The organism is Abiotrophia sp., from assembly GCF_057275535.1.
Genome location: NZ_DBHIRJ010000013.1, coordinates 1 through 22,321 on the forward strand (window position 1 = coordinate 1; position 22,321 = coordinate 22,321).

Annotated in this window: 22 protein-coding genes and 3 tRNA genes; 22 read left to right on the forward strand and 3 right to left on the reverse strand. The window is 45.5% G+C overall.

Annotated features, from left to right (window positions below):
- Positions 1–77: 77 nt before the first annotated feature.
- The 3 genes from ACO53F_RS09070 (at position 78) to ACO53F_RS09080 (ending at position 343) form a co-directional block, all read left to right on the forward strand.
- Positions 78–149, forward strand: a tRNA-Gln gene (locus tag ACO53F_RS09070).
- Between the two features lie 18 nt (positions 150–167).
- A tRNA-Cys gene (locus ACO53F_RS09075) sits at positions 168–239 on the forward strand.
- A 20-nt stretch (positions 240–259) separates the two neighbouring features.
- Positions 260–343 (forward strand) — tRNA-Leu (locus ACO53F_RS09080).
- 131 nt (positions 344–474) lie between these two features.
- Here ACO53F_RS09080 and ACO53F_RS09085 read toward each other — a convergent pair.
- Both ACO53F_RS09085 and ACO53F_RS09090 read right to left on the reverse strand, forming a co-directional pair.
- Positions 475–729: a glycine radical domain-containing protein gene (locus ACO53F_RS09085; protein WP_373690440.1), complete on the reverse strand. Its 255-nt coding sequence runs from the start codon at positions 727–729 to the stop codon at positions 475–477.
- 207 nt (positions 730–936) lie between these two features.
- Positions 937–1,833: a helix-turn-helix transcriptional regulator gene (locus ACO53F_RS09090; RefSeq protein WP_485138164.1), complete on the reverse strand. Its 897-nt coding sequence runs from the start codon at positions 1,831–1,833 to the stop codon at positions 937–939.
- 168 nt (positions 1,834–2,001) lie between these two features.
- On the opposite strand from ACO53F_RS09090, the gene ACO53F_RS09095 reads away from it, so the two are divergent.
- The 6 genes from ACO53F_RS09095 to ACO53F_RS09120 all read left to right on the forward strand — a co-directional run bounded on the left by ACO53F_RS09095 (position 2,002) and on the right by ACO53F_RS09120 (position 8,585).
- The gene (locus ACO53F_RS09095; RefSeq protein ID WP_070755146.1) at positions 2,002–3,315 is read left to right on the forward strand and encodes a carbohydrate ABC transporter substrate-binding protein; all 1,314 of its coding nucleotides are present in this window, start codon (positions 2,002–2,004) and stop codon (positions 3,313–3,315) included.
- A gap of 146 nt (positions 3,316–3,461) precedes the next feature.
- Positions 3,462–4,355: a carbohydrate ABC transporter permease gene (locus tag ACO53F_RS09100; RefSeq protein ID WP_291427683.1), complete on the forward strand. Its 894-nt coding sequence runs from the start codon at positions 3,462–3,464 to the stop codon at positions 4,353–4,355.
- A 15-nt stretch (positions 4,356–4,370) separates the two neighbouring features.
- On the forward strand, positions 4,371–5,234 hold the full coding sequence (locus ACO53F_RS09105; RefSeq protein WP_291427684.1) for a carbohydrate ABC transporter permease: 864 nt from the start codon (positions 4,371–4,373) through the stop codon (positions 5,232–5,234).
- Positions 5,235–5,280: 46 nt separating this feature from the next.
- Positions 5,281–7,452, forward strand: coding sequence for a 1,3-beta-galactosyl-N-acetylhexosamine phosphorylase (gene gnpA, locus ACO53F_RS09110; protein WP_485138165.1), 2,172 nt, complete (start codon positions 5,281–5,283; stop codon positions 7,450–7,452).
- Positions 7,453–7,635 (forward strand): DUF6903 family protein, encoded by a 183-nt coding sequence (locus ACO53F_RS09115; RefSeq protein ID WP_070755150.1) that lies wholly within the window; start codon positions 7,453–7,455, stop codon positions 7,633–7,635.
- A 38-nt stretch (positions 7,636–7,673) separates the two neighbouring features.
- Entirely contained in the window at positions 7,674–8,585 is a 912-nt protein-coding gene (locus ACO53F_RS09120; RefSeq protein WP_485138166.1) for an ROK family protein, read from the forward strand.
- A gap of 112 nt (positions 8,586–8,697) precedes the next feature.
- Here the strand turns inward: ACO53F_RS09120 and ACO53F_RS09125 are convergent, their stop codons facing one another.
- Complete coding sequence (locus ACO53F_RS09125; RefSeq protein ID WP_485138167.1) at positions 8,698–9,405, reverse strand: glucosamine-6-phosphate deaminase; 708 nt, start codon at positions 9,403–9,405, stop codon at positions 8,698–8,700.
- A gap of 207 nt (positions 9,406–9,612) precedes the next feature.
- Here ACO53F_RS09125 and ACO53F_RS09130 point away from each other — a divergent pair, with 207 nt between their 5' ends.
- From ACO53F_RS09130 to ACO53F_RS09190, 13 genes are all read left to right on the forward strand, one after another.
- Positions 9,613–10,779 (forward strand): SIS domain-containing protein, encoded by a 1,167-nt coding sequence (locus ACO53F_RS09130; RefSeq protein ID WP_485138168.1) that lies wholly within the window; start codon positions 9,613–9,615, stop codon positions 10,777–10,779.
- A 19-nt stretch (positions 10,780–10,798) separates the two neighbouring features.
- Positions 10,799–11,947: an N-acetylglucosamine-6-phosphate deacetylase gene (gene nagA / locus ACO53F_RS09135; protein WP_485138169.1), complete on the forward strand. Its 1,149-nt coding sequence runs from the start codon at positions 10,799–10,801 to the stop codon at positions 11,945–11,947.
- 28 nt (positions 11,948–11,975) lie between these two features.
- Complete coding sequence (lacD, locus tag ACO53F_RS09140) at positions 11,976–12,971, forward strand: tagatose-bisphosphate aldolase (RefSeq protein ID WP_485138170.1); 996 nt, start codon at positions 11,976–11,978, stop codon at positions 12,969–12,971.
- A gap of 166 nt (positions 12,972–13,137) precedes the next feature.
- Positions 13,138–13,491, forward strand: coding sequence for a Spx/MgsR family RNA polymerase-binding regulatory protein (locus tag ACO53F_RS09145; RefSeq protein WP_485138171.1), 354 nt, complete (start codon positions 13,138–13,140; stop codon positions 13,489–13,491).
- A 36-nt stretch (positions 13,492–13,527) separates the two neighbouring features.
- Positions 13,528–14,562 (forward strand): hypothetical protein, encoded by a 1,035-nt coding sequence (locus ACO53F_RS09150; RefSeq protein WP_485138172.1) that lies wholly within the window; start codon positions 13,528–13,530, stop codon positions 14,560–14,562.
- 20 nt (positions 14,563–14,582) lie between these two features.
- Positions 14,583–15,317: a CPBP family intramembrane glutamic endopeptidase gene (locus tag ACO53F_RS09155; protein ID WP_485138173.1), complete on the forward strand. Its 735-nt coding sequence runs from the start codon at positions 14,583–14,585 to the stop codon at positions 15,315–15,317.
- A gap of 11 nt (positions 15,318–15,328) precedes the next feature.
- The gene (locus ACO53F_RS09160) at positions 15,329–15,709 is read left to right on the forward strand and encodes an ArsR/SmtB family transcription factor (RefSeq protein ID WP_298077635.1); all 381 of its coding nucleotides are present in this window, start codon (positions 15,329–15,331) and stop codon (positions 15,707–15,709) included.
- A gap of 250 nt (positions 15,710–15,959) precedes the next feature.
- Positions 15,960–17,258: a S1C family serine protease gene (locus ACO53F_RS09165; RefSeq protein ID WP_485138174.1), complete on the forward strand. Its 1,299-nt coding sequence runs from the start codon at positions 15,960–15,962 to the stop codon at positions 17,256–17,258.
- Positions 17,259–17,456: 198 nt separating this feature from the next.
- Positions 17,457–18,482 carry a phosphate/phosphite/phosphonate ABC transporter substrate-binding protein gene (locus ACO53F_RS09170; protein WP_485138175.1) on the forward strand — a complete coding sequence of 342 codons (1,026 nt, stop codon included), beginning with the start codon at positions 17,457–17,459 and terminating at the stop codon, positions 18,480–18,482.
- Positions 18,483–18,610: 128 nt separating this feature from the next.
- The gene (phnC, locus tag ACO53F_RS09175; protein WP_070755162.1) at positions 18,611–19,357 is read left to right on the forward strand and encodes a phosphonate ABC transporter ATP-binding protein; all 747 of its coding nucleotides are present in this window, start codon (positions 18,611–18,613) and stop codon (positions 19,355–19,357) included.
- Between the two features lie 12 nt (positions 19,358–19,369).
- Complete coding sequence (phnE, locus tag ACO53F_RS09180; protein WP_485138176.1) at positions 19,370–20,194, forward strand: phosphonate ABC transporter, permease protein PhnE; 825 nt, start codon at positions 19,370–19,372, stop codon at positions 20,192–20,194.
- A gap of 12 nt (positions 20,195–20,206) precedes the next feature.
- Complete coding sequence (gene phnE / locus ACO53F_RS09185) at positions 20,207–21,016, forward strand: phosphonate ABC transporter, permease protein PhnE (RefSeq protein WP_070755164.1); 810 nt, start codon at positions 20,207–20,209, stop codon at positions 21,014–21,016.
- Positions 21,017–21,230: 214 nt separating this feature from the next.
- The gene (locus ACO53F_RS09190; protein WP_485138177.1) at positions 21,231–22,238 is read left to right on the forward strand and encodes an LPXTG cell wall anchor domain-containing protein; all 1,008 of its coding nucleotides are present in this window, start codon (positions 21,231–21,233) and stop codon (positions 22,236–22,238) included.
- Positions 22,239–22,321 lie beyond the last annotated feature (83 nt).

Sequence of the window (22,321 nt, forward strand, 5' to 3'; positions counted from 1 at the left end):
AAGTGGTTAACGCATCGGTTTGTGGCACCGACATTCGGGGGTTCGATTCCCCTCGTTCGCCTATTTTATATTATCATTGGGGTATAGCCAAGCGGTAAGGCAACGGACTTTGACTCCGTCATTCGTTGGTTCGAATCCAGCTACCCCAGTTTTTTTTATTCATAAATGGCGGTATAGCCAAGTGGTAAGGCAAGGGTCTGCAAAACCCTCATTCACCGGTTCAAATCCGGTTACCGCCTTAAACCTCATATAATATCATGCCGGCGTGGCGGAATTGGCAGACGCGCTGGACTCAAAATCCAGTGCCCGCGAGGGCGTGCCGGTTCGACCCCGGCCGCCGGTATTCTTCCATCAGAAATGATAGGAAAGCATGAGTCAAAAAGAACCTTGAAGTAATCTTCAAGGTTCTTTTTGTATAGTAAGAACATAATCCAAATAAAAGAGCCCTAGCAAGCGCCAGGGCTAAAGGCAAGATTACATGCCTTCGTGCATTGTACGGTTGATAACGTCCAATTGTTGTTCGCGGGTCAATTTGTTGAAGTTAACAGCATAACCAGACACACGAATAGTCAATTGAGGGTAGTTTTCTGGATGTTCCATAGCATCCATTAGAGTATCCCGGTCAAATACGTTGATGTTAAGATGGTGACCGCCTTTTTTGGAGTAACCGTCCAACAGAGCAACTAAGTTTTCGCAACGTTCCTTACTCGCTTTTACCATAAAAAACACCTCTTTGTGATTTTGATAACTATATTATACCATAAAAACCGAGAAAGCGCAACAACTGTTGTTATCACAGACTTGCTACTTGTTTAGACTTAGTGTAAAAAGTAGCGATATTGACTAATAAGATATGACATGTTTTCATAATAATTCATTGATTTAACAACAAAACCACTGACACGAGGATCAGTGGTTTTTCATAAAGAAACTGTGCTAATTTTTTCTTGCCAAATTATCGGGTAGCCGATACGATTCTTTGAGACTGCCTGTTTGGATGAGGCTTGAGGCATGGAGATTACGATAGGCGCGCGGTGTCATGCCGACTGCCTCGTGGAATTTATTGGAGAAGTAGGAGACGGAATTGAAACCAACCATTTCGGTAATTTGCAGTACAGTGTAATTGGTAGTCAGTAGGAGTTCTTGGGCCTGCCCTAGGCGAACCTGATTGAGATAGTTGATAGGTGAGAGGCCGAGTTCTTCCTTAAATTGGTGGGATAAGTGGAAGCGAGAAACATGGGCTCGCTCTTCTAATTGCTCAAGATTAATGTTCTTGGAGAAATGATTATCAATGTAGTGCTTAGCTAAGCTGACACTGGCAGATAAGGGCGTCTCCCGTGCCATGGCTAGCTGGCTATTAGCCACATTATTGAGTCTAAGAATCAAGGAATTAATTAAATGGTCGATGATTTGGCTAGAGTAAGGTTGATTTAACTCACATTCTGTCATCACTTCACGGATAAGACGATAGAACTGATGGTTGCTGTCTTCGAAGCTAAATAGCCCATTATCTGTTGCGTGAGAAGGTAGAATAATCTCTGGCCCCTTAATCCCTATTACTAGATACTTGAGCGGGTAGATAAGTGAGGTATGCTCCGTATGCTCGATGAAGGGGTTGACCAGTAGGAGAGAGTGCTTGTGGATGGGGGTCCGCCCGAATTCAGTTAGCAGATAACCAGATCCGTCCAAACAATAGAAAATCTCAGCGAAATTGTGGTGATGCATAGTGGAATGCCAGTTGGCATCGTAGGAGACAATATTAACTGATAGAACCTGGAAATGATTTTGACTAACTTCTTCAGGCTGATGGGTGATGGTATAGCGAATATACATGTGGGGACACTCCTTAAAGTTATTAAAACGCTATCATTTATCTATTTACATTATACAACAATCCGCAAGAATCTGCAAGTTTACAACAAGAATCTGCAAGTAAAACGGTTGCAGCTATGGTATGATAAGAGTGTAAGATCCAATAAAATTTTATAAGGAGTGTTTTACATGAAAAAAGCTTTAGTATCAGCAGCTGCTTTAGCTTGTGCTTTGCCAAGTTTCTTCGGAGTTGCCAATGTGTCAGCAGAAGAAAAGGTGACCTTAGACTTCGCAGCCATCGAAACAGCTTATGGGACCAAGTTATGGCCAGAAATCATTGAAGCCTATAAGCAAGTCAATCCAAATGTCGACATCAAGTTAACCATGGAAAAAGAACTCGAAGATGCCATCACCCCACGTCTCCAATCTGGTGACTACCCTGACGTAGTGCTCTTAGCACAAAGCCGTAAGAAAGCTTTACCAGAAACCTTAATCAAGGATAAGGCTTTAGCTGACTTAACCGATGTTTTGGATATGAAGGTTCCAGGTGAAGATAAGACCGTTAAGGAAAAACTCTTACCAGGCTTCACTGATTCTACTTCAACTAACCCTTATAACGATGGCAAGACTTACTTAATGCCAATGTTCTACTCTCCAACAGGTCTCTTCTATAACAAGGCCCTCTTCAAAGCAAAAGGCTGGGAAGTACCTAAGACTTGGGATCAAATGTGGAAATTAGCTGAAGAAGCTAAGAAAGAAAACATTGCCCTCTTCACCTATCCAACGGCTGGCTATTTAGACACCTTCTTCTCTAGCGTGATCTACTCCGCTGGTGGGGCAGAACTCTTCAACAAAGCCATGAACTACGATCCAGAAGTTTGGTCTGGCGCTGATTTAACCAAAGTCTTCGAAACTTTAGGCGAGTTAGCTAAGAATACTGAAGCAACTACTGTAGCGAACGCTAACAAAGACGGCTTCACTAAGAACCAACAAGCAGTCCTAGACAACAAAGCCCTCTTCATGCCAAACGGTAGCTGGGTAGTGGACGAAATGAAAGATGCACCACGTGCTGACGGCTTCGAATGGGGCATGGCAGCTGTGCCAACCCTCAAAGAAGGCGGCAAACAATACGCTTATACCTTCTTGGAACATATCTGGATTCCAAAAGAAGCTAAACAACAAAAAGCAGCCAAAGAATTCATTGCCTTCCTCTACTCTGACAAGGCAGCTGAAATCTTCGCTAAACACGGGGCTGTTCAACCAGTTAAAGGTTTGATCAGCAAGTTACCTGCTGAAAAACAAGTCTTCTATAAAGTCTATGACGAAGGCGTATTACCTGGTTTAGGTGGTTTCGTATCTGCTGAAGCCATCGAAGGGGTAGACCTCAAGGCAACACTTTACGAAGCATTCAACTCTGTAGTATCTGGTGACCTCAGCGTGAAAGATTGGCAATCTAACGTCGTAGAAGTAATGAAACAATTCCACGACAGCATCAGCCACTAATGCTAGCTTAAGCATTGACATAGTGCCCACTTCCGCCTTGGTGGGAGTGGGACTTTTATTGTTAACGCACGTGTTGATGCCTCTTATGAGCCAGGGTCATACTTATAAGAGACGCCAGCACGGCGATTTAGAAAGGAGTACTTATCATGAATTCAAAAGCATCCAAAACCCGCTTTGCCTTGATTTGCGTGATACCTGCGACCCTCTTGTTCGCCCTCTTCATGTTGTATCCGACATTTCAAGTCTTTCGCATGTCTCTCTACAAGTGGGGTGGATTCTCAGCCAAAAAGACTTTCGTTTATTTCGATAACTTCGTCAAATTGTTCAACGACACTAAATTTATTCGAGCCTTCCAAAATACCATTGTCTTAATTGTGCTGGTGACCATTATTACCCTAGCTATTGCCATTCTCTTCGCTTCCATTCTATCGACAGAGAAAATTAAGGGACAAAACTTCTTCCGGGTAATTTTCTATATTCCAAATATCTTATCCATCGTTGTTATTTCCGGTATTTTCTCCGCCATCTATGACCCTAACAACGGGATGTTAAATTCTTTCTTGGCAATCTTCAGAGGGGAGCAGGCTCCACCGATTCTTTGGTTGGGGGACAAGCAGTTGGTGCTCTATGCCTTGATTGGTGCTTTAGTATGGCAGGCTATTGGTTATTACATGGTCATGTACATGGCATCAATGGCCAATATCCCAACTTCCTTCTATGAAGCAGCAGATTTGGATGGGGCGGGTAAGGTTAAGCAGTTCTTCGCCGTGACCCTGCCACTAGTCTGGAATAACATTCGGACTACCTTGACCTTCTTCATTATTTCTACCATCAACCTCAGCTTCCTCCTGGTCCAAACCATGACCAGCGAAGGGCCAAACGGAGCATCTTCGGTAGTCTTATCCTACATGTATGGGCAAGCCTATACCAACTCATCCTATGGCTACGGGATGGCCATTGGGGTTGTTATTTTCATCTTCTCCTTCGTCTTGTCAGCGGTCGTTAGTGCCGTAACCAAGCGGGACATTCTTGAATACTAGAAAGGAGCCAGTCAAATGAGTCGTTCAACGAATCGTTTATACAAGATTTTTATCTACTTAGTGCTGTCGCTCCTGGCTATTTCGATTATTGTGCCAGTGGGCTGGGTCTTTCTGGCCTCACTTAAGGAAAATTCAGAATTCTACCGTTCGCCTTGGTCCTTGCCAATGGGGCTCTACTGGCAGAACTTTGTCGATGCCTGGAATCGGGCTAGTATGGGGGCTTATGTCTTCAACTCGGTGATTGTAACTGCTATGGCTTTGGCGCTTCTCTTAGCCTTGGCCTTGCCAGCCGCTTATGTTCTAGCGCGTTTTGAATTCCCAGGCCGTGGCCTTTTACGTCAACTCTTTAAGGGTGGGCTCTTCATCAACGTTAACTACATTGTAGTACCCATCTTCTTGATGCTGGTCGATGCAAAAAAAGGCTTTGCCATGATGCCAGAGCTCTTAAACAACCGCTTCATTCTAGCCTTGGTCTATGCGGCAACTTCTCTGCCATTTACCATCTATCTCTTGTCTAGCTACTTCATGACCTTACCGTCAACTTTTGAAGAAGCGGCTTCGATTGATGGGGCTAATCATTTTACGACCATGATGCGGATTATGATTCCTATGGCTAAGCCAAGTATTATCACGGTTATTCTCTTTAACTTCCTAGGCTTCTGGAATGAATATATCATTTCCTTTACCTTGATGAATAAACAGGAGTTACGGACCTTGCCAGTGGGTTTGATGAACTTAATGGCAGCGCAAAATGCGGCCCAACAATATGGTCAACTTTACGCCGGCATGGTCATGGTCATGTTGCCAACCCTCATCCTCTATATTTTCGTTCAGAAGCGTCTGACCGAGGGGATGACAGCGGGCGGCTCCAAGGAATAAGCCATGCCTTGATAATGAGATTTAGATGACGAAGGAGATGTAGTAAATGGCCAAATCAAAAGGCAGACTTACTTTACCAAGTGAGCGCAATTTCCTTGCGCAAACTCAAGAATTATTAGATCGCTGGGGAGCAGATGCCATCCGCGATTCCGATGGAACCAAATTAGAAGAGGCAGTCAAAGATTTAGATGCTTCTATCTATACAACCTATTTTGTAGCTCGAAATCATAATGATTTTATCAAAGATCATATGGAAGAGTGCCAACAACTCTATTTGATGTCGTCCTTCCATACCGCAAGCGAAGAAAGCTTAGCCATTGATTTCATGCAGGGCTACTATCGGGAACAAGTAGTACCTGACTATCACCATGATCCTAAGGAGTGGTGGGAAGTCATTAACCGCACCACTGGCCAAGTAGTCCCAACCAGCCAGTGGCAGGTGGATCAAGAGCGAGACCTAGTGATTGTGGAAGGGGCAGAGCCCTTCCATGAATATACGGTTTCCTTCTTAGTTTATAAGATTTGGGACCCAACTCAAATGTATAACCATATCACTAATAATTGGGGCGACTCAGTGGCTCATGATATTCCTTTTGATGTACGGCAGCCACATTCCAACCGCTTCATGAGCGACTACCTCAGACGTTGGTGCCAGGAAAATCCTAAGACGGATGTGGTCCGCTTTACCACCTTCTTCTACCATTTCACCCTGGTCTTCAATGACAAGGCTAAAGAGAAATTTGTCGACTGGTTTGGCTATGGGGCTTCTGTCTCACCGGCAGCCATCCTAGCCTTCCAAGAAGCCAAAGGGTATCGTCTGAGACCGGAAGACTTTGTTGACCAAGGTTACTATAATACGGCTTTCCGCGTGCCTTCTAAGGCCTACTTAGACTATGTCGATTTCCAAAGCCATTTTGTGGCTCAAGAAGCCAAGAAGTTAGTGGATATTGTCCATGAAGCAGGCAAAGAAGCCATGATGTTCCTAGGCGATAACTGGATTGGGACCGAACCATATGGCCCTTATTTCAAGGATATTGGCTTGGACGCAGTAGTTGGATCAGTCGGAGGCGGGGCTACCTTGCGGATGATTGCTGATATTCCACATGTTAAATATACCGAAGGTCGCTTCCTGCCATACTTCTTCCCAGATACCTTCTATGAAGGAAATGATCCGACCATTGAAGCTAACGAGAATTGGTTGACAGCACGTCGGGCTATTATGCGTAAGCCGGTTGACCGGATTGGTTATGGGGGCTATCTCAGCCTCGCCTATAAATTCCCTAAATTTGTTTCCTATATCGAAGAAGTGGCGGATGAATTCCGGGATATCTACGCCATTGTCAAAGACACCAAGCCTTATGTGGGGCTAAAAGTAGGGATTCTCAATGCTTGGGGAGCACTTCGTACCTGGCAAACGCACATGGTGGCGCATGCCTTGCACTATAAGCAAATCTACTCCTATTTAGGGATTCTAGAAGCCCTCAGTGGTGCGGCGGTTGAGGTAGTCTTCTTGAGTTTTGACCAGGTGATTGCTGACGGCGTGCCGGCAGATGTGGACGTCTTAATTAACGCAGGCGATGCCGGAACCGCCTTTAGTGGTGGTCAACATTGGGCTCGCCCAGAATTGTTAAGTGCCATTCGTCGCTTCGTCTACCAAGGCGGCGGTTTGGTGGGCGTTGGTGAGCCAAGTGCCCATCTCCAAAATGGTCGTTTCTTCCAATTAGCTGAAATTCTTGGGGTGGATAAGGAGTTAGGCTTCTCCCTATCGACCGACAAATACTTCACTCAAGCCCAAGGCAGTCACTTTATTACGGCAGATTTAGAAGCTGGACAAGTCCCTGATTTCGGAGAGTCCATGCATAACCTCTATGCCCTAAGTGAAGAGACAGAAATTTTAGAATACAGCAATGGCGAAGTGCATATGGCGGCGCACGATTATGGTCAAGGGCGTGGGGTCTACCTAGCTGGCTTACCTTACAGCATTGACAATACGCGGTTACTCATGCGTGCCCTCTACTATGCGGCACATAAGGAAGCTGACTTTAATAAATGGCATAGTAGCAACCCGGCTGTTGAGGTTCATGCCTACCCAGCTAAGGGCAAGTATGCCATTGTCAACAATACCGCTGAGCCACAAGTAACGACTGTCTATGATGGTCAAGGAATTAGCCATGAAGTTTCCTTGGCTGCGAGTGAAATTCGATGGGAGGAGATTTAGATGTCTCATAAAATTCGTGTTCTCATTCGTCTTTTGGTTGCCTTGGTCTGTGTTGGCTTTATCATTCACCTTCAAACCACGGTTAGCCGAGAAAATCTCTTGGGCATGCTCTTAGCTTTGGCAGGTTTACTAGCGGTGCTCTTTGACTATAACTACGACTTTAACCATCCTAAACGCGATTAAAGGCCGGATGGCTCTACCAAAGGAGAGGAGGAAGGAAAATGAGAAAAGCAATGGGTGTGGATATCGGCGGAACTAAGGTAGCGGCGGCTATCATTGACGAGCAGGGACGTATCACTCACCGTGTTCAAGTGCCCAGCGATACCTCTTCCAGTGAGGCCATGTTAGCATGCGTAGTGGGTGTCATTGACGCCTGCCTAGCAGAGGCAGGGGTGGATGTATCGGATTTGACCGGTATCGGCTTAGGTATACCAGGTAAGGTGGATAGCCTAAACGGGGTAGCTATCTTCCAAAATAATATCCCTTGGGAGAAGTTTCCGGTGGTAGCGCGCCTGGCGGACCGCTACGCCCAAGTACCAATCGCCATTGAGAATGACGTCAAGGCGGCTGCCTATGCGGAGTATCGCTTGGCTGGCATGGGGCCGCTGGATGTGTTCGGCTATTTGACGGTCTCAACCGGGATCGCCTGCACTAATATCGTTAACCATCAGATTATTCGCGGTGATGGCTTCTCAGGTGAAATTGGCTTCTTGCCAGTGCCCTCCTCAACTGGCCTTCGTCCTTTGGAAAGTGTCTGCGCGGGCCCTGGGATTGAGGCTATGGCTCGCGCCCTCTATCTGGATGATCGAATTACGGTGGCCCAAGTCTTCGCTCGTGCCCTCAAAGGGGAACAAATTGCCAATGAATTAGTAGACCAAAGTGCCATGGGGGTGGCCATTGGGCTCTTCGCTATGATCTGCCTCCTAGATCCTAAAGAAATTGTCATTGGCGGTAGCGTAGCAGTCAAGAATCCATTCTATGTGGAGCGTATTAAGGCAGTCCTGGAGCGGTATGCTCACAAAGAACAAATGCATATTCTGCCTCACATTCGGGTCACAGACCTGGGGGGAGACAACGGAATTATTGGTGCTGGCTTCCTAGTGATGCCTGCCCAGGATATTCAGATCTTTTAAATAGGGGAACTTTAGAGAGGGGGCTAGACACTGAAGTCTAGCCCTCTTGCTCTGATTTTAAGCCTAATAAAAAATCCCATTATATCATATATGATATAATGGGAAATTTCTCTTAGAGATGAAGTTTAGCTGCAGCCGCCTTGTCCAAGAGCAGGGTCACATCAGGATGGCGCTGGAGGATACTGGCTGGCAGGTCAGGGGTGACAGGCCCTTCAACCAGTCCGTAAATAGCATCGGCTTTCTTGTCGCCGTAAGCCATGAGGATGATTTTCTTAGCGGCCATGATGGAAGCAATCCCCATACTGTAAGCTTGAGTCGGCACGTCTTCGACACGATCGAAGAAACGTTTGTTAGCCTCAATAGTGGATGGAGTCAAATCGACTAGCTGGGTTAAGCCATCGAATGGTGCCCCTGGCTCATTAAAGCCAATATGACCGTTAGAGCCAATCCCCAAGATTTGTAAATCAATGGGGTTGTCTGCTAGGACTTGATTATAGCGTTTGATTTCATAGTCACTATCAGTTTGGTCCCCGTCAGGCAGATAGGAATGTTTGAAAGGCTTGTGCTGGAAGAGATGTTGGTGCATAAAGTAGTGATAGCTCTTTGGATGGTCGCTAGACAAGCCATAGTATTCATCCAAGTTGACAGAAACTGATTGACTAAAATCTAAATCGGACTCTACTAAGCGTTGGTAGAGTGCTTCGGGAGTCGAACCAGTTGCTAAGCCAAAGGTTTTGGGACCAGTTGCCAGCGCCTGGACGAAGAAGTCAAAGGCCTTATCGGATGCCGCATCGAACTGATCATAAACAAGTATTTCCATGGAATAATACCTCCAAAAATTGCAATGAATTAATCTACCCTTAGTGTACCACAAAAAACATGGTAGCGCTTCATGTACAGACAAAAATTTTTATTTTTGTTACTTAAGACAAGTTTCAGTTTAATTTTGGTCGAAACGCATATTGAAAGAAAAGCCCTTACAGAGTAGAATATAAATATAATGAAAAATCAATAGAGGAGTCAGGCCATGTTTGAATTAGACAAAGCCGCGTTAGAGGCACTGGGTGCCGAAATTACAACGCGAGAGATCAAGCAACAACCATCTATCTGGCGCGAGACCTATCAATTGTATCTTGACCGTCAGGAAGAAATTAAGGGCTTTATAGGTGCCTTGTTAGAATCTTATGGGCGTCTAGAAGTGATTTTTACAGGAGCAGGGTCATCTGCTTATGTCGGACAAGCTATTACAAATTATTTACGTCAAGTTAATGACGTGTCTCGTCTTAACTTCCGTCACGAGCCAACGACGACCATTGTCTCCAATCCGACTAGCGTCTTCCAGGCAGATTTACCAACTCTTTTGGTGTCCTTTGCCCGCAGTGGCAACTCGCCAGAGAGTGTGGCGGCCGTACAATTAGGCCAGTCTTTGGTCAAGGATTTTTATCAATTAACCATTACCTGTGCGCCAGAAGGCCATTTAGCCAAAGCAGCGCAAGGGGACGACCACAACCTAGTGCTCTTACAGCCGAGTCGTTCCAATGATGCAGGCTTTGCCATGACGGGGAGTTTTTCTTGCATGATGCTCACCGCCTTGCTAGTCTTTGATCCTGCCTCTGATGCCGATAAGGCGGCTTATGTCGACCAGATTGCCAAGATGGCTGAGACAGTCTTTGCCCGCGAGGGTCAGCTTCAAGCCTTGATAGCTAAGAATCCACAGCGTGTCATCTATCTGGGATCGGGTGGCTTTGAAGGCCTGGGTCGTGAAACCCAATTGAAGATCCTAGAGTTAACGGCTGGCCAATTGGCAACCGTCTATGATTCCAGCATGGGCTTCCGTCACGGTCCTAAATCTTTTGTTAACTCTGAGGCCTTGGCGCTAGTCTTTGTTTCCAACCAAGCTTACACCCGTCTCTATGACCAGGATATCTTGGCTGAATTGGCCGGTGATCAGATTGCCCAAGCCGTTGTAGCCATTCAAGTGGGAAGCGAGGCTGCGCCTGGGGTAGAGGTTTTTGATTTTGATTCGACGCACAGTCAATTACCGGATGCCTATCTGGCCTTCCCATATTTAGTAGTCGGTCAGGTCTTGGCTCTGTTGGCGTCTGTTCATGTTCATAACAAACCAGACACTCCATCACCAAGTGGCACGGTCAATCGTGTTGTTAAGGGTGTCACCATTCATCCTTACGCCTAGATAAGAAAGGAAGAATCGTATGAAATACTATGTTTACGCTAAGCAAATTGTGCTCGATGACCAAGTCATTGACAAGGCCTACTTGACCATTGAAGACGGGAAGTTTGGTCCCATCCTGATGGAAGAGCCACAAGATGCCCCAATCAAAGACTATAGCCAGTCCATTGTAGCCCCAGGTTTAGTGGACACCCACATTCATGGTTACAAGTCTCATGATGTCATGGATAATGACTTTGAAGGCATTAAGGTGATTTCCGAAGGTCTCCTATCCTGTGGGGTGACCTCTTGGTTGCCAACCACCTTGACCTCTTCTACCGAATTGTTGAATGATGTCTGCGAAACGATCGGGAATCACTATCAAGAGGTGACCGGGGCTAAGATTCGTGGGATTTTCCTAGAAGGGCCTTTCTTCACCGAAAAATACAAAGGGGCCCAAAACCCTAAATACATGAGCGATCCCTCTGTTGAAAAACTAGCCAAATGGCATGAGCTGTCACAGGGTTTGGTCAATAAGATTGCCATTGCCCCAGAACGCAAGGGCGTTAAGGAATTCATTGAATTTGCCAAGTCCAAAGGCGTCTATACGGCATTGGCTCATTCTGACGCGACCTATGAAGAAGCAGCAGCGGCCGTTGAGGCCGGCGCTAATATCTTCGTTCATATCTACAACGGTATGAGCGGGCTTCACCATCGCAAGCCAGGTATGGTAGGGGCGGCTCTGAGCCTAGACAAGGTCTTTGCTGAAATGATTTGTGATGGCCACCATGTTCATCCGGCGGCAGCTCGTGTGGTGACTCGTGCCAGAGGACCTAAGGAAACCGTCCTAATTACAGACTGTATGCGGGCTGGTGGTATGGGCGAGGGTCAGTCTCGCCTAGGGGAATTTGAAGTAGTGGTCAAAGATGGGACTGCCCGTCTCAAAGATACCGGCAACCTGGCAGGCTCTATCTTAGAGCTCAAACAAGGGGTTAAGAATGTCGTGGACTGGGGCCTAGTTAGTCCCGCAGAAGCCTTGCGTATGGCCTCTCTGACGCCTGCGCAGTCTGTCGGAATTGAATCAGTCTGTGGCCGCATTGCCCCAGGTTATGAAGCAGACTTCATCGTAGTCAGCGATCAATTAGAATTAGAGGCCACTTATTTGGATGGCGAGCTCCGCTACCAAGCCTAAGTAATGGATAAGAAAAGGAGAAGATAAGATGAGACAAGTATCAAAAGCTAAATACGAAAAATTACAAGAACTATCGACTGAATCTGGGGTTATCTCAGCCTTAGCCATTGACCAACGTGGTTCCTTGCGTAAGATGATTGCTTCAGGTGGGGGCGTTGAAGATGTGCAACGCGCTGTTGAAGACTTTAAGATTGCCATTTCCGAAGAATTGACGCCATACGCATCGTCTATTCTCTTAGATCCAGAGTATGGCTTACCTGCGGCTGCACGTCGTTCAATCGCCGCGGGCTTGCTCTTAGCCTATGAAGAAACAGGCTATGATGCATCTGAACCTGGTCGTTTGCCAGACTTGTTGCCTGAGTGGTCTGCTTACCGCCTCAAAGAACAAGGAGCAGATGCGGTTAAGTTCCTGCTCTACTATGATGTGGATGAAGATGAAGCGATTAATGAACGCAAACACGCCTTTGTTGAACGAATTGGCTCTGAGTGTGAGGCGGAAGATATTCCTTTCTTCTTAGAAATTGTCTCCTATGATGCGACCCTCAATGATGAAAAGGGAGCGGAATTTGCTAAAGTAAAACCTCATAAAGTGTTGGAAGCCATGAAGATTTTCTCCCACAAACGTTACCATGTTGATGTCTTGAAGGTAGAAGTACCCGTTAATATGAAGTACGTAGAAGGTTATGCTGAAGATCAAGTGCTCTATAGCCGTCAAGAAGCTCTCAAACTCTTTAAAGAACAAAGCGAGGTAACCCATCTGCCATACATCTACCTCAGTGCAGGTGTCTCTGCGCAACTCTTCCAAGAAACCCTGGACTTCGCCAAAGAAGCAGGTGCAGAATTCAATGGGGTACTCTGTGGCCGTGCAACTTGGAAGGATGCTGTGCCAATCTTCGCCTCAGAAGGAGACCAAGCTTGCCGTGAATGGCTAGAATCCCAAGGTAAGGCCAATATCGAAGCCCTTAACCAAGTCTTAGCGCGCACCGCAACACCGTGGACTAAGCGCTTGTCTGTCTTAGATTAAGTGAGCGAATACCAGACATCCTCTCCTCTCCGTGAGGAAGGGGTGTCTTTTTGTGTCTAGCGAATATCCTTAGTTTTTCTCAGGTTTTTGTGGTAGAATGAGGAGGTAAAGAATATCAAATACCTACTTGAATGTTACTTAACCAAGTAGAGCTAGGAGGAAAACCATGGAGTTAATCGGTCTAAAAAAATGTTCGACCTGCCGGGAGGTAGAGCGACTACTTGAGGCCCAAGGCCTTACTTATCACTATCGCGAGATTAATGTGGATCGTCCTAGTGCACAAGAGTTAAAAACTTGGTATCAACAGGCAGGTCTTAGCTCGACCAAGAAGCTAGTCAATACGAGTGGTCAACTCTACCGTGGCATGGGCCTTAAAGACCGCTGGGATAGCTTAAGCTTGGACCAGCAATTCGAGCTTCTGGCGACCGACGGCATGTTAGTCAAGCGCCCTATTCTGTTGACGGATCAAGGACAGGTCTTTGTCGGACCAGATGTCAAAGCCTATTTAAACCAACGCTAACGCTACTCTTTCCCCACAATAAAGGAGTCAAAGCCTATGAAATTATCACTTAAAAAATGTGCCCTTGCCCTAATCCTAGCCAACCAAGTCTTAGTGGTGCCACAGGCCCTTTCCCGGATTGGTGCGCAAGAACGCCAAGATTTATCGCCTGTGACCCAGTTTGGCTCAGAACAAGCCAGTCAGCTGACCAGTGAAAGTTCCAACTCTAGTGAGTCCTCTAGTCAGCAAGAGGAGCCCAATAAAGACTTACCAGAGATTAAAATAGACCAGCCAGAAACAATCCTAACCGCTCTCTATCACGACCAAGCGCGTGTAGTCATGAATGTGGCCTTAATCGATGGCCGTGATAATGGCCAACCTAAGGGGAAAACCTTGGTTACCATCAATTCTGGTGACATGCGTTACTTGCATCAAACAGATTCGCACGCCCTACCTTTTACTGCCATGATGAAGCTATCAGAGGGCAAGGTGACGGCTGCTTGGCAGGCAGTTGAAGACTTGATGGGCTTTGCCAAGCAAGTGGCTAATAGTCAAGCGGAGGCTGTTAAGGATACGGCCCTAGATAAATTAGCTCATCTGGATGAAAGCAAGACCACCGCACTCAAGGATAAATTTGTAGCCTTAGATTCTACAGAACAGGCCCAAACGAGTTATCAAATCAGCCAAGATTGGCAGGCCTTCTATCAAGCGGTTTTAACGGAATGGCTAGCGACTCAACCCCAACCAAGCAAGAAAGACGGCCAAGTGTTAAGCTATGAGTTATCGGATGAGGCCGGTAAGCAGTGGACGGCTATTATGAAGAAGCATCAAGCCGATTTTCCAAGACTTAAAGAGACCTTTGATTTGTTCACAGATGATTACGATGGGACCATCAGCTTAGACTATGCCAATAAAAAAATCTCAGTTGGCCTGATTCAAGGTAAGGTAGCCTTGGAGTACCATTTAGATTTGAAAGCTGTTCACTTGACGGAGCCGACAGGGGAAGCTGTCTTAAGTCAAGAACAATTCAATGAAGTCTTAGGTGCAGACTGGTTCCAAGGTCTTATCCAACTGGAAAAATTGATTAACTAAGCAAGAGGAGATGAAGGCGCATGTGGCAAAGAATGAACCAAGCCTGGCAAGATCCTGTTAAGGGCAGCTGGTGGAAGGTGCTTTTGCTGATTGGAGCCTATCTGGCCAGCCAAATTTTGGCTGAGTGGGGGTTGATTCAGTATGGTCTGGCTCAATCAGGACTCGATTCCTATGACTTAGTAGGTGCCGATTTAAGTGACTTGGTCTATATACAATCTTGGGCTTTTGTCATTCTGGAGGCCATAGCTTTAGTTGTCTTAATCCTAGGGGTCTCTATTTGGGGCTTTAAGCTCTTTGATTGGACACTCAATAAATGGAAGCTCCTAGTCGGAGGTTTTGCTATTTACGGGATTATGTATGGCTACCTGACAATTTATGACCAAGTCCTGATTGCTTACAACCCAGCCTTTGAGACCACGCAGAATCAGGCGGCCTTGCAAGTATCGACACAGGGTGCCCCCTTCCTCTTAACCTTTTTGGCCTTGGCCATACTGGGGCCTATTGTCGAAGAAATTCTCTTCAGAGGCTTACTGATGAAGTATCTACTGCCCCAGCTACCTTGGCTAGGTCTGGCAATATCCAGTGTCATTTTTGGCCTCCTACATCAACCTGCTAATGCGTTAGAATGGGGCCTCTATGCTGGTATGGGCTTAATACTAGGTCTGACTTATTTGAAAACCAGACGGCTTGAATATGCCATCTGTGTACATATCATTAATAACTGTGTGGCTGTCATGATGATGCATGGCCTATAAGGAGGGAAGACATGGCAGAATATGAATGTTTAGAAGAACAAGTGATTAGTACGGAATGTGAGCGACTCAAGGAAGTCATGGATCCAGATCAGCTGGCTGCACAGGCAGCCTTATTCAAGGTTCTGGGTGATCTCAACCGAGTGAAGATCATGCATGTCTTGACGGTCTATGAACGCCTCTGTGTCTATGAAATCTCACGCTTAATTGATGCCACTGTAGCGACGACTTCTCACCATTTGATTACTTTGCGTAAGCATGGAATTATTCGCTCAGAGAAGGAAGGTAAGCATGTGATCTATTCATTGGATAGCCAATTGGTTTGCAAATTCATTGATTTAGCTAATCGCATGCGAGGACGCTGTCCAAAATGTGGTAAAATTCATGAATGCTAGTCATCAAGATTAGACTGGGAGCTTGCTCCTGGTCTTTTTTGTTTCTGTGAATAAGCCTATGTAGAATCTAGCGGGGTCTAGCAATCAAAATATGAATGAAATTGCCGTGAAATGAGGCTTAAAATCTGGATTCTTTACCAATTAAATAACTGCTTTGTAATATAATTTTCAAATTCTTTTCACATGTCGGTGTTAGGATAGAAGCATCAAGAAAAATAATAAACTCATACGAGAGAAAAGAGGAAGTTCTATGAAAAACAGAAAAATCATTAAATTAGTTGTAGGTTCTTTAACTGGGGGAGCGCTTATCTTAAGTGGCTTGGCCTTGCAAAATGTCGTGACACCGACGGCAGCTCAAAATCAGACGAATACGGTCCAAGCCCAAGGAACAGCCAGTGAATTTGAAGAAACTATTATGAAGGCTGTTGAGAAGGCCAAAGACTCTGTCGTATCTATCCAAAACTACCAGAAAGAAAGCCAACAAAATAATTTATATGGCTATGGAACAGGTGGCGAAAACCAAGTAGACTTGGAAGATCCGAGTGCCTCCCAAAAATTAGCGGGTGAGGGTAGTGGTGTTATCTATAAGATTGACGGGGATTCTGCCTATTTAGTAACCAATAACCATGTGGTAGAGAATGCGGACTCTCTAAAGGTTAAATTAGCTGATGGAACCACAGAAGATGGTGAATTAGTTGGCCGCGATGCGGTGTCTGACTTAGCCGTTGTCAAAATTTCGTCTAAGAATGTCAAATCGGCCATTAAGTTTGCCGACTCTGACGCAACCAAGGTAGGGAGTATCGCCATTGCTATTGGGTCACCTCTAGGTAGCAAGTTCTCTAACTCTGTGACCCAAGGGATTATTTCGGGTCAATCACGGATTGTGCCAATGGACCTCAACAAGGACGGCCAAGCCGATATTGAGACCACGCTCATTCAAACCTCAGCAGCGATCAACCCTGGTAACTCCGGTGGTGCGCTACTCAATAAGGATGGCGACCTAGTAGGTATTAACTCTAGCAAGTTCTCGAATGTAGACGTCGAAGGGATGGGGTTCGCCATTCCGTCTAAGGAAGTACAACGCGTCATTGCACAGCTAGAAAAAGACGGCAAAGTTACCCGGCCTTTCATTGGAATTAGCCAAAATGACTTAGCCAACATCACTAGCCGGTCTAAGACCGAAATACTCAAACTCAAGTCCGACCAAACGGATGGGGTCGTGGTAACCGATACGGTCAAAGGCTCACCAGCTGAAACCGCCGGCCTCAAGAAATATGACGTCATCACCAAGATTGGCGATAAGGAAATCAAGAACATCTTGGAATTACGTCGGGAGCTCTATGCCTATAATGTAGGTGACAAAGTAGAGTTAACCGTCCTAAGAGAAGGGAAGGAAACCAAAGTCCAAGTAACGCTTGGTGCCCAACCTGAGCAACAAAGCAACAATAATCTCCAACAATATCAACAAGGCCAACAAGGTCAAGGACAAGAGCAAGAGAACGGCCAAGAAGGCCAAACTCCACGCCTACCATTCCCAGGCCAACGTTAATAGTCAATGATGCTAGCCCACACCTCCGGCAAGGAAGCGTGGGCTTTTTATGATGGCTTAAGAAAGACGTAAAAAACACGAACATTTGAAAAATAAAACCAGCGAAAAGGCACTTTTGATAATTTTTTTCTTGCCGGAAGAAAGGGTTTTGCTATAATTTGGGTAGAATCAATTATTTTTGTTGGAGGGATCCTTAAAATGAAAAAAAGCCTGAAGCTTTTTGCCATCTTCACCTTAATCGCGACCTTCGTGGCCGGATTAATCGCACCGTTTACTGCTAAAGCAGCAGAAAAAATCGATACCATCAAGATTGGTTTCGTGCCGTCACGTAACCCAGACGAAATCGTAACATCGACTGAACCGCTCAAGAAATTATTGAAAGACGAACTTGCTAAAAATGGTTTTGAAGTTGAGAACGTAGAAATCACAGTAGGGACTAACTTTGAAGCTGTAGGGGAAGGATTAGCATCAGGGACTCTTGACTACGGTTTTATCCCTTCAGGGACTTATGTTCTCTTTTCTGATGATGTGGAAGTTCTCCTAACTGCTACTCGTCAAGGGCTTAACAAAAATTCCACTGAACCAAAAGAATGGAATGACAAGAAAGCAACTGAACCTACTGATGAGCAAGTTACCTTCTACAAGGGCTTGATTTTAGCAGGTCCATCTGCCAAAGGTAAGGAATTAGCTGAGAAAGTCAACAAGGGCGAAAAGTTAACTTGGGAGGATCTCAACTCTGCTAAATGGACTGTTCTCTCCTCTTCATCAGCATCTGGTTACATTTACCCAACCCTCTGGCTCAAAGAAAACTTTGGTAAGAAGATTACCGATTTAGCTAACGTGGTACAATCTGATTCTTACACCAATGCCATGACACGTTTGGCTGCTGAACAAGTGGATATTGTTGTTGGTTATGCTGACTTACGTCGCGACAACGTTGATAAGTGGCAAAAAGAAATGGGCGCTTCAGCACCTATCTGGGAAGCGACTAACGTTATCGGGGTAACACCAGACATCGTCAACGACACAGTATCTGCCAGCAAGACTTCTACGACTGTTTCACCTGAATTGAACGAAGCAATCAAGAAAGCCTTGATGGATATTGCTAAGACCGAAGAAGGTAAGAAAGTCATCAAGATTTACAACCACACCGGTTATAAAGAAGCCAAAGATGAAGATTACAACAAAGAGCGCGAAGCGCAAAAATTAATTAAGGGCAACTAGTCCGCATGACGCTCAAGACGGCAGAGTCTCGGTGAGGCTCTGCTCTTTTTGTGATAAAAGAGCACAGATAGGCGTATCTCTAAGGATTGCGTCTTGTCTGTCATTATAATGAGAAGAGAGGATTACACATGATAGAGTTCAAGAATGTCTCCAAGCGCTATCCCAATGGGGTGACGGCTCTGAAGAATGTAAACTTGACCATAGAACAAGGAGAGTTTGTTGGGATTATTGGTTTATCTGGTGCGGGAAAATCTACCCTAATCCGGACCATCAACTGTATGCATCCTATTAGTGAAGGGGAGCTAACAGTTAATGGGACCAACGTTAGTCAATTGAAAGGCCAAAGTCTACGTCGTTTTCGCCGTAAAATTGGCATGATTTTCCAGTCTTTCAACCTAGTAACGCGGGCATCTGTCATCAGCAATGTGATGAATGCCTTTGTGCCAGATATTCCTTTTTGGCGGGTTCTCATTGGTTACTATAAGAAAGAAGAAGAAATTCGAGCGCTGACCGCCTTGGACCGCGTTGGTATCTTAGAAAAAGCCTACACTCGAGTAGATCAACTCTCCGGGGGGCAGCAACAACGGGTGGCCCTAGCACGTACTCTGGCGCAGAATCCAGAGATTATTCTAGCCGATGAGCCGGTTGCAGCCTTAGACCCTGTGACTGCCAAAGCCGTAATGGAAGATTTCCAAGCTATTAATCGCGATGACAAGATTTCGATTTTACTCAATATTCACCATGTGGAATTAGCCTTGGAATACTGTGATCGTATCATTGGTATTCGTGATGGGGAAGTTGTCTATGACGGGCCTTCTGACCAAGTCACACCTGAAATCTTGGATGTGATTTACAAGGGCCAAGCGATTGAATAGGGGGACATGATGATGAATGCATTCTGGCATCGTATGTGGGGACCGCGAACCCGAACCCTCCCAAACGGTAAAACCATCAGCAAAAAACCTTCTCTAACCTGGCTTTATCTCATCTTGGTTGTCCTAGCTTTCTATTATTCTATAGAGCTAACTGGCTTCAAGATGTCGACCTTGCTCAAGCGAGGAAATCAGTTCTTTGTTATTTTAGGGCGGATGTATCCACCTAACTGGGATTACTGGGCATCTGTTCAGGGACCACTCTTAGATACCATTAAAATGTCTATCTTAGGCTCTGCCATTGGCGCCTTACTGGCCATCCCAGCTGCTGTGATTGCTTCTTACAACATGGTTGTCAACCGTTGGGTAACAGGCTCTATGAAATTAGTCCTAAGTTTGATTCGAACAGTGCCAACCTTGATTTATGCCAGTGTTTTAACCCTGGTCTTTGGGATTGGGACTTTTGCTGGGACGGTGGCCATTGCCATCTTCACCTTCTCCTTTATGGCTAAGCAACTCTATGAGATGATTGAAACGGTCGATATGAAACCTTTTGAAGCCATGGAAGCCCTGGGTGCTAACCGTGTCTATAGTTTTATGGGAGCCATTCTGCCTCAAGTCTTACCATCCTATCTGGCTTCTTCGCTCTATACATTTGAAGGGAATGTCCGCCATGCGGCCATTCTGGGATGGGTTGGCGCCGGTGGGATTGGGGTCATCCTGAATGAGAAAATCGCTTGGCGTGAGTACACGAATTTGGGCATGATTTTAGTAGCCCTCTATGTGACGGTCCTGATTATCGAATATACCAGTCGCTACTTGCGCTCTAAACTAACTTAGGAGGTTCGGATCATGATTAATAAAATTAATGAAATGTATGAATCACGTACCTCAGATAAGTATTTCAAGGCCTTATGGGTGCTTGGTTTAGTAATTCTCATTGTTTGGTCCTGGTCAGCTTTGGGATCTATTGATATTTCTGAAAAGGGCCCGACCATTGCCTTCAATATTATTAGCGGGATTTTCCACCCTAACTTGGAAACCTTACTTGGTTTAGGTGAGAGCGGCGTACTCCACTTGCTCCTAGAAACGGCAGCCATTGCTTTCATGGGAACCATTGTAGGGGCTGTATTCTCTATTCCTTTGGCCTTTCTGGCTTCAGGTAAAGTCATGCCAATGCCCATTACCGTCATTACACGCCTCTTCGTAATGGCAGTTCGTACCATTCCAAGTTTCGTTTATGGGCTCATGTTTATCCGTGTAACCGGCCCAGGTGCTTTCGCTGGGGTTATGACCCTATCGGTTACTTCGATTGGGATGATTTCTAAACTTTTCTCGGAAACCATTGACGATTTAGATGATTCCATACTAGAGGCCTTAGATGCGGCTGGTTGTTCCACCTTCCAGAAAATTCGCTGTGGGATTATTCCCCAACTTTGGTCTAGTTTAATTTCCACCCTGATTTTCCGCTTCGATATGAACCTACGTGACGCCACGATTTTAGGGGTTGTTGGGGCCGGCGGGATTGGGGCACCATTGACCTTTGCTATTAACGGTTACAAATGGGATGAAGTAGGAGCCATTTTGATTGGTCTGATTGCCTTTATCCTGATTGTCGAGTATAGTTCTAGTTACATTCGCAAACGTTTGACCCAAGGTTAAATAAAAGCTTTGAGCCCCTGTGAAAACAGGGGCTTTTTTAATTTTGTAACACTACTGTAATGTTTAAATGTGCTGAAATGGAACCGGTAATAAGGGAAATGTGGCGAATTTATGAATTATCGGGGAAATAAATGATAAAAAACAAAGATTCACTTGTAATACTTCTGTAACGGAGTTACAATAAGTGTAACAAAAGGAAAGGAAGCGATTCACCATGAAAAAGTGGTCGAAAGGAATTTTAGTTTTGGGTTTGGTAGCCGGTGTTTTAGGAAGCTATCCGGTCACCGCACAAGCCACCGCGTCAAATAATGAGGCAGAGGCCAGCCAAGTAGCGCAAGCTAAGGAACACAGCATTGTGCGCTATGTTCTGGTCAATGCCCAAGATAATACAGAAGGGCTTGTTTTCTACTTTTTGGTAGAGGGTAACCGTGATCAAGCCGTCTCTGCAGCTCATAAGTGGCTAGTAGAGCAAGGTCTTGAAAAAGACGGTATGGCGGGTGTTAAGGAATATAAACCAATCAAAGAACGTGAAACATCTGAAGGTATGGTGACTGCTAGCGTTTATGATGCCAGCCAAACCATTCAAAACTTTGCGGCGCTCAAGAAAAAATTCGATAGCTATTTAGCGCAGTTGCCACTGGAAGATGAATCTGATAAACAAGTGCTCCCTGTTATTTCATTACCAGCGCCTAAGCCTGAACAAAAGCCAGCCGAGAGCTCACAAACTTCAGAAACTAAGCCAGCTGAATCCAAACCAGCCGAGAGCTCACAAACTTCAGAAACTAAGCCAGCTGAGTCCAAACCAACAGAGACGTCACAAGCTACAGAGTCTAAGCCAGCTGAATCCAAACCAGCCGAGACATCGCAAGCTTCAGAAACTAAGCCAGCTGAATCCAAACCAGCCGAGACATCACAAGCTTCAGAAACTAAGCCAGCTGAATCCAAACCAGCAGAGCCTTCCCAAGCCTCAGCTTCTAAGCCAAGTGAATCCAAGCCGAACGAGTCTTCAAAACCTAACGAATCTAAGCCTTCTGAGTCTAAATCTGAATCAAAAGAAAGTCAAAGCTCAAGTAAGGTAGAGGTCAAGAAAGAAAGCAAGAGAGAAAATAAGAAGGGCCTGCCAAACACAGGTGAAGTGGACCGCCTGCCATTCTTGCTAGTAGGAGCAGTATTGGTGCTTGCAGCCATCGGCCTCATCCTCATGCGCCGTCGTCCTTCCTAAATTTAATGCACTAGCAAAAAAGCCATGGTTTGTACTGACCCCAAAAAGTTAGACAATAAATAAAAGAACGACTAACCAAAGGA